General features: G+C 47.3%; 13 protein-coding genes. 10 read left to right on the plus strand and 3 right to left on the minus strand.

What is annotated here, in order from left to right; genetic code table 11:
- Positions 1-11: 11 nt before the first annotated feature.
- Positions 12-773 (minus strand): gluconate 2-dehydrogenase subunit 3 family protein, encoded by a 762-nt coding sequence (locus QWY22_RS01545; RefSeq protein ID WP_300982622.1) that lies wholly within the window; start codon positions 771-773, stop codon positions 12-14.
- A 739-nt stretch (positions 774-1512) separates the two neighbouring features.
- Here QWY22_RS01545 and tatA (QWY22_RS01550) point away from each other — a divergent pair.
- The 5 genes from tatA (QWY22_RS01550) (at position 1513) to QWY22_RS01570 (ending at position 5261) form a co-directional block, all read left to right on the plus strand.
- Positions 1513-1734 (plus strand): twin-arginine translocase TatA/TatE family subunit, encoded by a 222-nt coding sequence (tatA, locus tag QWY22_RS01550; protein ID WP_300982623.1) that lies wholly within the window; start codon positions 1513-1515, stop codon positions 1732-1734.
- Between the two features lie 369 nt (positions 1735-2103).
- Positions 2104-2847 (plus strand): twin-arginine translocase subunit TatC, encoded by a 744-nt coding sequence (gene tatC, locus QWY22_RS01555; RefSeq protein WP_300982624.1) that lies wholly within the window; start codon positions 2104-2106, stop codon positions 2845-2847.
- 28 nt (positions 2848-2875) lie between these two features.
- Positions 2876-3094 carry a twin-arginine translocase TatA/TatE family subunit gene (gene tatA / locus QWY22_RS01560; protein ID WP_300982625.1) on the plus strand — a complete coding sequence of 73 codons (219 nt, stop codon included), beginning with the start codon at positions 2876-2878 and terminating at the stop codon, positions 3092-3094.
- Positions 3095-3197: 103 nt separating this feature from the next.
- On the plus strand, positions 3198-4862 hold the full coding sequence (locus QWY22_RS01565) for a formate--tetrahydrofolate ligase (protein ID WP_300982626.1): 1665 nt from the start codon (positions 3198-3200) through the stop codon (positions 4860-4862).
- 177 nt (positions 4863-5039) lie between these two features.
- A complete protein-coding gene (locus QWY22_RS01570) occupies positions 5040-5261 on the plus strand; it encodes a hypothetical protein (protein WP_300982627.1) in 222 nt (73 codons plus the stop codon).
- Positions 5262-5275: 14 nt separating this feature from the next.
- On the opposite strand, the gene QWY22_RS01575 is transcribed toward QWY22_RS01570, so the two are convergent.
- The gene (locus QWY22_RS01575; RefSeq protein WP_300982628.1) at positions 5276-6304 is read right to left on the minus strand and encodes a threonine aldolase family protein; all 1029 of its coding nucleotides are present in this window, start codon (positions 6302-6304) and stop codon (positions 5276-5278) included.
- A gap of 189 nt (positions 6305-6493) precedes the next feature.
- Between QWY22_RS01575 and QWY22_RS01580 the strand changes: the two genes are divergently transcribed.
- From QWY22_RS01580 to QWY22_RS01590, 3 genes are all read left to right on the plus strand, one after another.
- Complete coding sequence (locus QWY22_RS01580) at positions 6494-7789, plus strand: DUF4139 domain-containing protein (RefSeq protein WP_300982629.1); 1296 nt, start codon at positions 6494-6496, stop codon at positions 7787-7789.
- A gap of 142 nt (positions 7790-7931) precedes the next feature.
- The gene (locus QWY22_RS01585) at positions 7932-8438 is read left to right on the plus strand and encodes an RrF2 family transcriptional regulator (protein WP_300982630.1); all 507 of its coding nucleotides are present in this window, start codon (positions 7932-7934) and stop codon (positions 8436-8438) included.
- 2 nt (positions 8439-8440) lie between these two features.
- The gene (locus QWY22_RS01590; RefSeq protein WP_300984305.1) at positions 8441-11278 is read left to right on the plus strand and encodes a YhgE/Pip domain-containing protein; all 2838 of its coding nucleotides are present in this window, start codon (positions 8441-8443) and stop codon (positions 11276-11278) included.
- 57 nt (positions 11279-11335) lie between these two features.
- Here QWY22_RS01590 and QWY22_RS01595 read toward each other — a convergent pair whose 3' ends face one another.
- Complete coding sequence (locus QWY22_RS01595; RefSeq protein WP_300982631.1) at positions 11336-11797, minus strand: GNAT family N-acetyltransferase; 462 nt, start codon at positions 11795-11797, stop codon at positions 11336-11338.
- Positions 11798-12024: 227 nt separating this feature from the next.
- On the opposite strand from QWY22_RS01595, the gene QWY22_RS01600 reads away from it, so the two are divergent.
- Together QWY22_RS01600 and QWY22_RS01605 are read left to right on the plus strand one after the other, a co-directional pair.
- Positions 12025-12522, plus strand: a complete 498-nt coding sequence (locus tag QWY22_RS01600) for a TspO/MBR family protein (RefSeq protein WP_300982632.1) — start codon at positions 12025-12027, stop codon at positions 12520-12522.
- Positions 12523-12669: 147 nt separating this feature from the next.
- Positions 12670-13284 (plus strand): PH domain-containing protein, encoded by a 615-nt coding sequence (locus QWY22_RS01605; protein WP_036810778.1) that lies wholly within the window; start codon positions 12670-12672, stop codon positions 13282-13284.
- The last annotated feature ends 69 nt before the right edge of the window (positions 13285-13353 follow it).

Here is a 13353-nt window from a genome sequence, read left to right on the forward strand (position 1 = left end):
TCATCCTTTCGTTAATGACTCATATGGCTGTTCAAGCCTTGAGGATCTAATTTCACAAATTGCTCTTTTTGGATTTCCTGCGTATATGTCATTCGGGATCCCGGGAATTTTCGCATGGCCCAGCCTTCCATGTTTTTGTTGCCGCCGTAAACCGGATCGGCATAAACGCCTTCAATTGTCATTGAACGCAGCAGGTTAAAGAAAAGAGTGGATTTGACGCCGGAAATATCCGGAGCTTTGCCTTCGCTAAAGTCAGTCAAGACGAGATCCTGGTCTTCAGGAGCTAAATCGATGAAGTTGCTTTCAAATTTCTTTGAGCTATAAGCATCAAGCGATTTCAAGCCGAGCAGGAAAAGATCTTTGCGAAGGATGCGGATTTGGCTTCCTTGCGTTTCTTCCGCTTTGTAAAACGGACCCGCCATGTATTCTTTGGAGTTGATACCCCATGGGCTTGCCAATTGATGGTCAATGTAAATCGCTGCATTCAATTCCATTGCGCCAGGCCCGTTATCGTCTTTTGGATAAATGCGTTCGGCTGCTGCCTGTGTCAGCTGATATTGTTCAGGTGTGAAAAACATCAAAGCTTCAGCAGGGTTAACGGTCAAAGCGGGAGCCGCTGGGGCTGTATGCGAAGCGGGTTCTGAACTTCCACCGAGCAGGCTGCCAAGAGCTCCTCCCAGTACTACTCCGCCTACCGTTAATCCTGAATTTTTTAGAAAAACACGGCGCGTAGAGCCTCTTTGGCTGATTTTGCCGTTTTCATGTTCCGCCATATAAATGCCTCCAGTTCTATTTTCAATCTTGAATGACCACTGTACTGCTATATTCAAAGTTGGCCACAACGCTATTTCCGGATAAAAAGTAGTTATACACTCGTACACAACCTTAGATTATAAACTTCTGACAACGTAAAATAAAATATCAATATGTGTATCCTTTGATAACCATTTGTATATGAATAAGAAAAAGAGAGGATTTAAAAAAGGCTTCCGCATTTGCGGAAGCCTTGGAGAGGAATTCGGTGCATCAAAAAATAGAGCTCCAATTATATGCCAGAGAAAATACAGCGGCGCTTAATAAAAGCATAATGTTAAAAAGAAGGTATTTGGTACCGGACCAGCAAAACACGATAATGGCTAGTCCAATAGCAGTACCTGCCAATGCGAACCATGGGAAAGGAGAGTTGTGCAAAAAAAGAAAATAGGCAAAATCCGTAATTAGAAAAATAGCCAACAGCATTTGGTTAATCAATCTCAATTCCTCGTTATGATATTCTGTCATTTTATTCACCCGCTTTCTTTTAAAAAGTAATGGATAACCATAAGTATATGATTTACAAATCGTCAATGAAGAGTATAATAACATTTGCAATCAAACGTCAATCGCTAGTTTTCATTTATCCAACTTTAGAATTGTCTTCTTTTACGGTTGCAGATTTTAAAGCCATGCCATTAAAACGGCAAAATATTATAGGTGAAAAGCAAGAAAATTTTTAAGGAGGAGGCGAACAGAATGCCGAATATTGGCGTGCCAGGACTGATCCTGATTCTTATTATTGCGCTGCTTATTTTTGGGCCAGCCAAGTTGCCGCAACTCGGAAGAGCCGTAGGGCAGACGCTGCGCGAGTTCAAGAGCTCAACCAGAGAGTTGATGGATGAAACAGCGGAAGAAGCCGAAACAAAAGAGCGCGTGGATAATAAAATCGTGGTTGTTCATGAGAAAGAGTTGAAGTAGGGATGCAGGAAATCTGTATTTCAATAAAGAAGGCGCCGTTTGAACGAGTTGAACGGTGCCTCTTGCTGTTGAAAAGCGCTTCTAATTGCGAAGCATAAGCGGGAATCTTCAAGCTGTTTTTTTAAGAAGTAAGGACGTTGGGATGTTTTGTCATTTTGTTCACACCTGACTTTGTTAATTCGCTGAAATACGGGCTATATGATTTACAAATAAGCTGTGTAGCGTATAATAACTAGTGAATTGAAGCGCGAAAGACCTTCTTTAAAGCAAGGCCAAAAAGACGATTGAATGGTTTGTTTAACGTGCAGCTGTTATGTAGTGGCCAGTGACTGAATTTTTATATTTAGCAAAAATAGGTGGTTAACAAATATGGAGCAGGAATATACCGTTGTTGAGCATTTAACCGAGTTAAGAAAACGCCTGGTCATTATCTCATTAGCCTTTGTCGTTTCTCTCGGCATTGGGTTTGCGATTGCAACGAGAATTTTAAATTTTATTAAAATGCAGCCTACCGCTGCAAATGTCGAATGGAACGTTTTCGGCTTTACGGACGGCATCATGATTTACTTTAAGTGTGCGTTGCTGTTGGCGATTTTAATCACGCTGCCGATTGCCTTGCACCAGATTTGGCTGTTCGTCAGACCTGGCTTATCACAAGCGGAAGCAAAAGGGACCGCATGGTTCATTCCGGCCTCTTTCTTTTTATTCCTGGCAGGGGTAAGTTTCAGTTATTTCATCATGTTCCCGATGATGTTGAATTTCATGTCGAACATCAACCAATCCATCGGGGCGACCGAAACGTATGGGATGAATCAGTATTTCAGCTTTTTGTTTAATCTGGTCATACCGGTGGGCATTGTGTTTGAGATGCCGATCGTCATTATGTTCTTGACGAAGTTGGGAATTGTAACGCCGGCATCGCTGCGGAAAATGCGGAAAGTGGCATACTTCGGGCTTGTGGTCCTTGGGGTGCTGATCTCACCTCCGGACTTTATCTCGGATATTTTGATCATCGTACCGCTTCTCATCTTGTTTGAAGTCAGCATCGTCATTTCGAGCTGGACGGTAAAACGCACGAACAAAAGAGTTGCAGAAATGGCGTTAAAAGAATAATATTACTTACGGACAGGAGGGGAACCTTATGCCAAACATCGGCGTACCGGGATTAATCTTAATCCTTATCATTGCTTTGGTTATTTTTGGGCCAGCTAAATTGCCGCAATTGGGGCGTGCAGCAGGACAAACCTTGAGAGAGTTCAAAAACTCAACAAAAGGCATCATGGATGATGTAACCGAAGAGTTTAAAGCGGACGAAGAGCCTAACAAAGAAAAACATGTAGAATTGACTAAAAAACAATAATAGATTCAATGAACCGTTTCTTGCTGATGCAAGGGACGGTTATTTTTTTGTTTTTTGCACTTGCAGGTTATAATAAAAGAAAAAATTGAAAGTTGGGGAATGGATGGCATTTACGGATTTGTCGATAGCTATGGATGCAAAAATGTTGCCGATACAAGAAATCGCTGAGCGCGCGGGAATTCCGGGTGAAGCTCTTGAACAATACGGAAATTATAAAGCAAAAATTAATGTCGATTTATTGCCGCCTGCGGAAAGTCTTGGGAAAGTAGTGCTCGTCACCGCAATCAGTCCGACGCCGGCCGGGGAAGGGAAATCAACCGTGACAGTTGGACTGGCTGATGCATTAAAGCAGCTGGAAGAATCCGTTGTTGTCGCGTTGCGCGAACCGTCCTTAGGGCCGGTGATGGGTGTAAAAGGTGGAGCGACGGGCGGAGGCTTTGCGCAAGTGCTGCCAATGGAAGACATCAACTTACACTTTACAGGGGATATCCATGCCATTACCTCGGCAAACAATGCCCTGGCTGCGTTTATTGACAACCACTTGCACCAAGGCAATGCGCTGAACATTGACCCCCGGCGCATCACTTGGAAACGTGCGCTCGATATCAACGACCGGGCACTCCGTGAAGTGACGATCGGCCTAGGCGGGCCTACGCAAGGTGTTCCCCGGCAGGACGGGTTTGATATAACGGTCGCTTCTGAAATCATGGCCGTCTTGTGCCTGGCGACCTCATTAGAAGATTTAAAAGAGCGTTTGTCCCTGATGGTCGTTGGCTACACATACCAGAAAGAACCGGTGATGGTGCGCGACTTGGGCGTTGAAGGTGCGCTTGCGCTGTTATTGAAAGATGCTTTCAAACCGAATCTGGTGCAGACCATTGAAGGGACGCCGGCGATTATCCACGGCGGACCGTTCGCCAATATTGCCCACGGCTGCAACTCGCTTGTGGCCACCCAGACAGCCAGAAGATTGGCTGATGTTGTCGTGACGGAAGCCGGATTCGGGGCGGACTTGGGCGCTGAGAAATTTATGCACATCAAATCCCGCAAAGGCGATTTTCATCCGGATGCTGTGGTCATTGTCGCAACGGTACGGGCGCTGAAGATGCACGGCGGCGTTGCAAAAACGGAATTGGCAGAAGCAAACCATGAAGCGGTAAGACGCGGCATGGTCAATTTGGCCAAGCATGTAGACACCGTTCGCCAGTTCGGGATCGAACCGGTTGTTGCATTGAACCGCTTTATCACAGATACAGACATTGAACTTGCTGAAATTTTCAGCTGGGCCAAGGCCGAAGGTGTCCAGGTCGCGTTGACGAATGTATGGGAACAAGGCGGAAAAGGCGGCTTGGAATTGGCCAAACTGGTCCTGCAGGAACTGGAGCGGCCGAAAGACTTTATGCGCCTCTATGATGAAACCGATTCCGTGGAAGAAAAACTTCGGACAATCGTACAGAAAGTTTACGGCGGTGCGGATGTCCAATTGACAGATGCCGCACAAAAGCAATTGGCAGAATTGAAGAAGTTCGGCTGGGATGAGTTGCCGATCTGTATGGCGAAAACCCAGTATTCCTTATCGGATCAGCCGAAATTGCTTGGGCGGCCGGAAGGCTTTACAATCACTGTCCGTGAAATCATGCCGAAACTTGGAGCAGGGTTCCTAGTTTGCCTGACCGGCGACATCATGACAATGCCCGGCTTGCCAAAGCAGCCGGCTGCCTTGAAGATGGACGTTGGAGCAGACGGCAAAGCGATTGGATTATTTTAAAGGAGAAGAGCCCAAAAGCTGCTGAGCTTTTGGGCTCTTTTTGGGCCGGGCGGGCTGGGTTGCTCGTAAATCACGAAAGTTGCTCGTATTCGGAAGCAAGTTGCTCATAAAACCGTTGAAGTCGCTCGTATCCAACTCAGAGTCGCCCCTAAGCTAATAAATAAAGGAGTTGAATAAATGAAACACCAAATTTCCATCATTGATTACGTAGAACAGGGAAGCTCGCTTTACATTCAACTGGAAGTACGGGATGCGGAAACCGGCAGCCAGTTCCGGGAAGAAGTCAGGTTTTTGAATGACTTGCTTTACGGAGAATTGGTGCACCCTGAAAAGTCTCCGCTGTCGGAAAGCTGCCGCACGGCGGTCACTGCGTATTTAAAAAACCACTTCAATCGCTGAAGTGGTTTTTGTGTTTAGGAATAGGTTTTTTCGACGTGGGAAAGAAACTCGTGAATATCTTCTTCGGTGGTGTCAAAAGAAGTCACCAGCCGGATTTCGTTGATGGCCGCATTCCATAAGGCAAAGGCATAAGTTTTTTGGAGCTGGCCAATCTGCTCTATTGGCAGGGAAATGAAAACGGCGTTTGATTCAACCGGCTGGGTGAGCGCGGTATCCGGAAATTTCTGCAGACCATCTGCCAGCAACTGTGCCATCCGGTTGGCATGGCGGGCATTTTCAAGCCATAAATCATCCGTCAGTAAACGCTCAAATTGAGTTGCAATAAAGCGCATTTTCGAACCCAATTGCATGCCTTGTTTGCGGATGTAGGTCAATTCCGACGCCAGTGCTTTATTGAAGCACACCACGGCTTCGCCAAGCATCAATCCATTTTTGGTGCCGCCGAACGCCAGCATATCGACGCCGGCATCCACGGTCATTTCTTTGAACGTGCAGCCAAGGTAGGCCGCTGCATTACTGAGCCGAGCGCCGTCCATATGCACGTAGAGGCCGTTCGCATGAGCAAAAGAAGTGATGGCTTTGATTTCTTCGATTGTATAAACGGTTCCAAGTTCGGTGCATTGTGAAATGGAAACAGCTTTTGGCTGGCTTCGCTGCTGGTTGCCGATATGGTGCAATTGCTCGGCAATCCCGTCGACTGTCAGCTTGCCGTCTACAGACGGAACCGTCAGCAGTTTTCCGCCGATAAAGCCTTCGGCAGCCCCGCCTTCATCGGCATGGATGTGGGCGCCATTCGTGCAGATAATGGCCTGATGAGAGCGCACCATTGCTTTTAAGCCGGTAACATTGGCGCCGGTGCCGTTAAACACAAACAGCACTTCGCACTCTTCGCCGAAATGTTCCTTGAATTTGCGGATGGCGTCCGCTGTATAAGAGTCGGCGCCATAAGCCGGGGCATGGCCGCTGTTGGCTTCTGCTATGGCTTCGAGAATGGCTGGGTGGATTCCTGAATTATTGTCGCTTGCAAACATTTTTAAGGTCATTAACTTCGCCTCCTTTTTTTAGTTTAAAACAGAATGGCCGATTTCGATAGAGTGTGGATAAAGAGCGAAACTGGAATCAACAAAATACAAGGTGACTTTTTAATTATCAGAAAAAATATTTAATTCTTGGTGTTCGGTGTTAAACTAGCGGTAAGTAGGGAAAAACTGCGGGGCAAAGGATGTGTCGAGATGGAATTTCAATCCACTAAAAACGATAGGCAATCGCTCGGTCTGACGCTTTATATGGATGGTTTTGCAGCTGTGAAAGAAGTGCGCCGGCTTGTAACGGAATCTATAATTGAAGAAGTGCATTTTCTGGATATAGCCGAACAGATTGAACCCGTTTCCATTGTGGTCCGTGGATTAACTATGGTTGAACAAATTTACGATCCAGGCCTTCTGGCCAGCGGCAGGCTGCTGGAGTCGTATATTGGCGATATGGTGACCATCCGAAACCTGGAGTTGGGGGAAGAAACACAGATGCGGCTATTGAGTGTATCTCCTGGCATTATCGGTGAACGCATCGAGACGCTGGAAATTCTAATGAATCCAGCTGGTGAATTGATCCTGCCGCCGATGCCGGAAAGCTTTAAACTGAAGCCATCGGTTAGCTGGAAAATTGCTCCGGAACTGCTGAACAGAGAAGTCCATGTCTCCTATTTGATGCAAGGCTTGGACTGGGAAGTGCACTATGTACTGGAAATTCGGGGCGAAACCTTTAGTTTGGCTGGCTGGATGAATATCCATAACCAAACAGGCGTAGACTTTCAGGATACGCGGCTGAAGCTTGTTGCCGGCCAAATAAACCGGCAAGGCTCAAGCCAGTTATACGAAGAAGCACACATGCTGCTCGCGAAAAGCATGCCTGTACGTGAGTCTTTTGAAAAGCGCCGTTTCGCCGACAACCAGGTGTATACTTTGGGTCATCAATTGGATTTATTGGACGGGCAGTCCAAACAATTCAGCTTTTTGTCAGCTCAAGACATTGCTTTCAAAAAAGTCTACAAAGTACAAAAGGCGAGTAAGCATGCAAAGTTGGGCTTACTCATTTCCAATACCGAAGAGAACAGCCTTGGCATCCCTTTGCCTAAGGGTGTGGTGAAAGTTTATGAGCTGGACCGCGATGGAGAACTGGAATTCACAGGGGAAGATGCGATCGGCCACACACCCATCGATGAAAAGCTGACGCTGCTAATCGGCGAAGCATTTGATGTCATTTCGGAGAGCCGTGAAATGGCACGCGAAAAACGGGGCGGCCAGGAATACGTCACCTATCGCTATGAATTGCGGAACGGAAAACAAGAAAATATCCGAATCGATATCAGCCACGCCATCTATGAACCGCTTTGGAAAATGGAATCTTCAACCCACGATTACGAAGTCAAAAACACGAGCGAAGTGGAATTTAGTGTTCGGGTAGCTGCAGGGAAATCAGTTGTAGTGGAGTTTACGTACAAAGTGGATAAACAAGCAAACCTCACATAAAAATGCGGAGAAAACAGCTCCGTATTTTTTTTATGGCAAAATTCGAGACCTTTCTTGTAATCTTAAAGAAATCGTGTTAAATTTTTTGTGGATATATTTTATCTATAATGGATAAAGAAAGTATATAATTGGGGTGGTAGAAATGAAATTAACTAAAGGTGTGGAACAAGCAATCTGCATTATTGTTTTGCTTGCGACCCAAGAAAGCAGCGCGCCGCTCGCATCAGACGAAATTAGCAAGCGGTTGGACGTATCGCCATCTTATATGAAAAAAATTACCAGGAAGCTAGTAGTGCAAGGAATAGCGATGTCCGTGCCGGGAACCAACGGCGGCGTGTCACTCGCGAAACCTGTGGAAAAAATCACGATGCTCGATGTGATTGAAGCGATGGAAGGGCCGATTGAAATGTATCCGGACAGCGGCCTGATCAATCGAGCTTTTCACGATGGCCAGTATGCCGAACGCGGCGAAACGATTTTACGCAAAGTTTTTGCTCAGGGCGACAACCTGCTCGTCGAGTATTTTTCAAAAGTGACGGCTGCTGATTTGCTGAAAGAAGGCTTTGGCGTGGAAAACCTCCCGACGCTCAACTGGAACCGGGAAACCTTAAGTGATGTATTGAATAAAGAACGGGATGATGAAAAGTGAAGATGTTCAAACAGGAATGGAAGCAGCTGTTTTCAAAACCGCTGCTGATCGGAACGATGCTTGTTATGATGTTTATTCCCATTATTTATGGCGGATTTTTTCTGGGATCGTCATGGGATCCATATGGCAAAACTGACCGGCTGCCGGTAGCTGTTGTCAATTTGGACGAAGCGGCGGAGTTTGAAGGACAAACTTTGTCAGTTGGGAAAGAGCTTGTCGATAATTTAAAGGGAAATGAAGATTTGGAATGGCATTTTACAGATGCCAAAGAAGCGGAGCGGGGAATGGAAAAAGGCAAGTACTTTATGACTTTGACCATTCCGAAAGATTTTTCGTTTAATGCAACCACTGCTATGGGGATGCAACCGAAGCCGATGAACCTCCAATACGAAACAAATCCGGGCCGCGGCTTTTTTATAGAAGCGGTCAGCAAACAGGCGACTGCAGATATCCGTGAACAGATTTCAGAAAGTGTCACGAAAGAATATGTACAGGCGGTGTTCAGCCAAATCCAAACCATCGGCGAGGGCATGAACGAAGCATCAGAAGGGGCAGGCAAGCTCGAAACCGGAGCGGGTGACCTTCAAACAGGAAACAATAGGCTTGCAGCCGGGCTAAGTGAACTGGCTAGCGGAACTTTGACGTTCCGTGATGGTGCTGACAAGCTCGAAGTGGGCGTCGGCCAATTCGCAGAAGGGGTCAACCAGTTAAGCGCTGGAGCCGGACAGCTTCGGGAAGGGGTTTTTGCTTACACTTCCGGAGTAGGCAGTTTGCAGTCAGGGATAGCCGGACTCGCTGATGGCAGCGTCCAATTGTCGGAAAATGGGACAGCGCTCGTTCAGGGGTCTGAAGAACTTGCCAATGGCATTGGAGCACTCGTGCCGGGAGCAGCAAAACTGAACGCCGGTTTATACGATGCCCAAAGCGGCAGCGGAAAACTGGATCAAGGCTTACACGAACTGCAATCGAAAACCAGCCAGCTGATCGGAGAAAATTCAAGCGTTCAGCAATTGGCAGACGGACAGAAAGAGCTCCAGACAGGCCTGAAGGAATTGCAAGCAGGGAGTGCTTCGTTGGAGCAGGGGCTTGCATCTTTGCAAGGCAGTTTGCCGGACAATGGGCAAATTGAAGCGCTGCAAGCAGGGCTTTCCAGTATTCAGGAAAATGCGGCTAAGCTGAATGCGGCTGCATCTGGCGGCAATTCTGGCGGGAGCGTTTCAGAACTGCAGGGCAATCTGGCTGAAGCCCAGCAAATCCTGGAAGAACTGAAGAATGTGTCTTCAGCAAGCACAGTGGAAGCGGTGCAAAATACAGAGGCTTACAACAGCTTGACGCCTGAACTCCAAGCCGAACTGGCTGAGGCGGTTCAGCAAAGCGCGGATACACAGGCTGCGAACCAGCAGGCAAATCTCGAAGCACTAAGCGCTAAGTTGTCAGCAGCAACAGCTGGCTTGAACGAGAAAATCCTACCAGCTTACCAATCGCTTGGCAGCTTGCCTGAGTTAACGGCCGGTTTAAACAGTGCTGTTGCCCAGGTCAATCCTGGAGCGAGCAAGGCACTTGGCGGCTACGCGGCTATCCGCGAGGCGTTAAGCGCAAAACTGATTCCAGGGGCGGGTTCTCTGAATGCCGGCCTTGCAGAAGCTTCTGCAGCGAGCGGCCAATTGACTGAAGGAACCAGCCAGATGGCTGCCACGCTGCCGCAGCTTGCTGGAGCAGTAGATAGCCTAGCACAAGGCAGCACTGCTTTGAATGAAGGCGTTTCGTCCCTTGCTTCCGGGTCTAATGAGCTTGTAGACGGAGCCAATGCCCTTCAATCCGGATCTGCTTCGCTCACGCAGGGAGCTGCGGCTTACACAAATGGGGTAGCGGAACTGGCAGAAGGGGCAGGCCGTTTGAAAGCTGGATCGGACGAACTGGCGGCGAATTCTGCGCAGCTTGAATCTGGAGCAGACGAATTGGCAAATGGCACCGTTGCTTTGAAAGAAGGCGTGCCGGCGTTAGCCGAAGGCGCAAAAGGCCTTTCCGGTGGAGCCGGCAGCTTGAACGAAGGAGCCGGAGCACTTGAAGAAGGAGCCGGCGAACTCGGTGCGGGAATCGGAAAACTGAAAGCAGGCTCTAATGAGCTGGCCGGCAGTTTGCAAGAAGGCGCAGAAGAAATAAACGGTACCCAGTTGAAGGATGCCAATTATGAAATGATAGCGGCGCCGGCTTCTGCTACAGAAAGCCAGCTCAGCAAAGTGCCAAACTATGGCCATGCACTGGCCCCTTACATCTTATCGCTTGGGCTTTATGTCGGGGCGTTGTCGTTTAACCTGGTATTCCCGCTCAATCAACCAGCGGGACGCCCGACGTCAGGCGCTGCCTGGTGGTTCAGCAAGTTTTCGCTCGGCTTTATCCAAGCGACAGCTTCTGCGCTGATCGTTGACGCCATCATGCTGTTCGGCTTTAACTTGCAAGTTGAACATATCGGGGAATTCATTGCCGTTTCCATTGCCACATCGCTCGCTTATATGTTCCTGATTATGTTCTTGAGCATGACACTTGGAAACCCTGGACGTTTCTTGGCGATGATCATACTGGTGCTGCAGCTGGGCGCAAGCGGCGGCATGTTCCCGGTCGAACTGACCAACTCCTTTTTCCAAAGAGTACATGATTTCGTGCCGATGAGCTATGCGCTTCTTGGTTTCCGGGAAGCCATGTCGTCAGCTTATGGAACCGAAACCTTTATGACAAGCATGGAGGTATTGGGAGGGTTTATGGTGTTGTTTAATGTCTTGCTATGGTTGGTGCTCAGCCGCCGAAGCCGCAAGATCTTGAAAACAGCTGAAGCCAATTAATCCGAAAGCCTGCACAGTTTTGTGCAGGCTTTTTTATTGCTTAAATGAATCCGCCGTTTAGTTGAGGGGGAAAGCCAACACTTCTTCTTCGCCGTGGAAATCGCCGGTTAACTTAAAACCGCAATTGAGATACAGCCTGCGGGCGCGCTGGTTCTCCGGGTAGACCGTCAGCCGCACTTCCCGGGCCTGCGGAGAATGAGCGGCAATCCAGCGGATCATCTCTGAAAGAGCTGCCTTGCCGTAACCTTTTCCTTGCTGTTGTTCATCAATGAAAAAGCCGTTGATCCAGTACATATCAACCGTTTGTTTCTCGAAAGCGTGCATGATGAACCCGACCATTGTTTCACCATCGTAAATGGCAAATGGCAAGTATTCTACCTGGTCACCGTCCGGCTTAATATATGGCTTCGCTAAAGATACCGCAGCCGCTGGAACAAACCGGCTTTGTTCGGTGCTGACCTTTAAGTTTAGGCAGTCTTCCCAATTGTCTCTGGTGACTGGCGCTAATTTTATCTTCATGCTGTTTTCCACCCCTTCCCTGTGTCCTGCTTAATCGGTATTTTAACATCCTTCTAAAGAGGAAGCGTCAGAAGATGCGCTAAATTCACTCATTTGTAGTGCCAATGAACCCTTCTGCCAAAAGCTACTAAGCGGTAAGGGAAGGGACGGCGACTCTAAATGTTTACTTTTGCTGAAACAGGAAACAGGAAAGAAAAGAACGCACGACTAAAAGAGGAGGAGAAAACATGGAGATTGCAAAGGAAAATGGAAAACTGGACGGCAAAAAATTGGCCGTGGACATTCTTGTGCCGGTTGTCGGCGGATCGATTATCGGAGCTCTTGCTAATAAGAATACCCAGGAAAAGTACAAGAAGCTGAAAAAGCCGTCATTCTCGCCGCCGCCTTGGCTATTTCCAACGGTTTGGACCACTTTGTATACAACAATGGGAATTGCGAAATACCGGGCCGACGCAAAAGCGGAATTGAAAAATCGGAAAACCCGCGTGGACGTGCCTTATGACATTCAGCTCGGCTTGAATTTCCTTTGGTCGTTCCTGTTTTTCAAATGGGGATTGCGAGGAACTGCGCTCGTTGAAATGGCTTTGCTGCTGGGGGCGGTAACTTGGACGACATATGAATTCTTTAAACTGGATAAACTGGCTGGATCGCTGATGGTGCCGTATATCGGCTGGGTCGGTTTTGCTCTGGGCCTCAATTATTCGGTATGGAAGCTCAATAAGTAAAAAGCTGATAGGCGGGAATCCCAAAAGCAGTTTTTGTGATTCTCGTCTTTTTTAATATTTTCAATTCTTCATGTCGACTGCGAAGTTTTTTGATAAACTGGTAGAGAAATAGAATCTATTATTTTCCAATAGGAGGAACTTATACATATGTTCAAGAAAATGGCTTCAGACGCACTAGGATTATCGGATGTCGGAAAAATTATCGATCCGCAGGATTATGACAAGACCGATGCAGACGATTATGTCATGCACGAAGACCAGGAAAAAATCTTCTTCTTGATCAAGACGAAAGCGGATGAGTATTGCTTTACCAACCTAGCGCTGATCCATGTGGACGGCGACAGTGCAATGTCATCGAAACGCACATTGAAACGCTATCCATATTCCCAGCATTCCATTTCAGATGTCGTGATGGAAACAGCAGGGAAAATCGATTTGGACATCGAAATCGGCTTTAAGTTGGGCCAAATTCCATTTAAAATCGATGTGCAGAAAAACCAGATCGAACGCTTGAAGGACCTATACAAATCATTATTGCGCATTGCTGAAATGACGCATGAAAATGAAATCATCATTTCGATGGCGAACCAAAGCTTGGATAAGGCAGTAACGGTTCTGCAAAACTCACGTCCGAATGATGTGGCCTTGGACGTCCAGTACTCAAAATTGACGGATTTCGGTTTTACGTGGATGACTTCTGTACGCAACCAGTACCATGTAAAAGATTTTGGCGATGTCTTCGAAAAATACATCAACAACTAAATTGCCGCAAGGTCTTTCTTCTTTAAGTTATTAGGGAGGAAAGACCCTTTTTTGTTTTCTCGAAGCATT

The sequence above is a fragment of the Planococcus liqunii genome (assembly GCF_030413595.1).
Classification (GTDB): Bacteria; Bacillota; Bacilli; order Bacillales_A; family Planococcaceae; genus Planococcus; species Planococcus liqunii.

What these genes read in the sequence shown, in the direction of transcription:
- QWY22_RS01565 (WP_300982626.1), top strand. Translation starts at nt 3,198, where the DNA reads ATGGCATTTACGGATTTGTCGATAGCTATGGATGCAAAAATGTTGCCG.
- tatA (WP_300982623.1), top strand. Translation starts at nt 1,513, where the DNA reads ATGCCGAATATTGGCGTGCCAGGACTGATCCTGATTCTTATTATTGCG.
- tatA (WP_300982625.1), top strand. Translation starts at nt 2,876, where the DNA reads ATGCCAAACATCGGCGTACCGGGATTAATCTTAATCCTTATCATTGCT.
- QWY22_RS01575 (WP_300982628.1), bottom strand. Translation starts at nt 6,304, where the DNA reads ATGACCTTAAAAATGTTTGCAAGCGACAATAATTCAGGAATCCACCCA.
- tatC (WP_300982624.1), top strand. Translation starts at nt 2,104, where the DNA reads ATGGAGCAGGAATATACCGTTGTTGAGCATTTAACCGAGTTAAGAAAA.
- QWY22_RS01605 (WP_036810778.1), top strand. Translation starts at nt 12,670, where the DNA reads ATGTTCAAGAAAATGGCTTCAGACGCACTAGGATTATCGGATGTCGGA.
- QWY22_RS01580 (WP_300982629.1), top strand. Translation starts at nt 6,494, where the DNA reads ATGGAATTTCAATCCACTAAAAACGATAGGCAATCGCTCGGTCTGACG.
- QWY22_RS01595 (WP_300982631.1), bottom strand. Translation starts at nt 11,797, where the DNA reads ATGAAGATAAAATTAGCGCCAGTCACCAGAGACAATTGGGAAGACTGC.
- QWY22_RS01600 (WP_300982632.1), top strand. Translation starts at nt 12,025, where the DNA reads ATGGAGATTGCAAAGGAAAATGGAAAACTGGACGGCAAAAAATTGGCC.
- QWY22_RS01570 (WP_300982627.1), top strand. Translation starts at nt 5,040, where the DNA reads ATGAAACACCAAATTTCCATCATTGATTACGTAGAACAGGGAAGCTCG.
- QWY22_RS01590 (WP_300984305.1), top strand. Translation starts at nt 8,441, where the DNA reads ATGTTCAAACAGGAATGGAAGCAGCTGTTTTCAAAACCGCTGCTGATC.
- QWY22_RS01585 (WP_300982630.1), top strand. Translation starts at nt 7,932, where the DNA reads ATGAAATTAACTAAAGGTGTGGAACAAGCAATCTGCATTATTGTTTTG.
- QWY22_RS01545 (WP_300982622.1), bottom strand. Translation starts at nt 773, where the DNA reads ATGGCGGAACATGAAAACGGCAAAATCAGCCAAAGAGGCTCTACGCGC.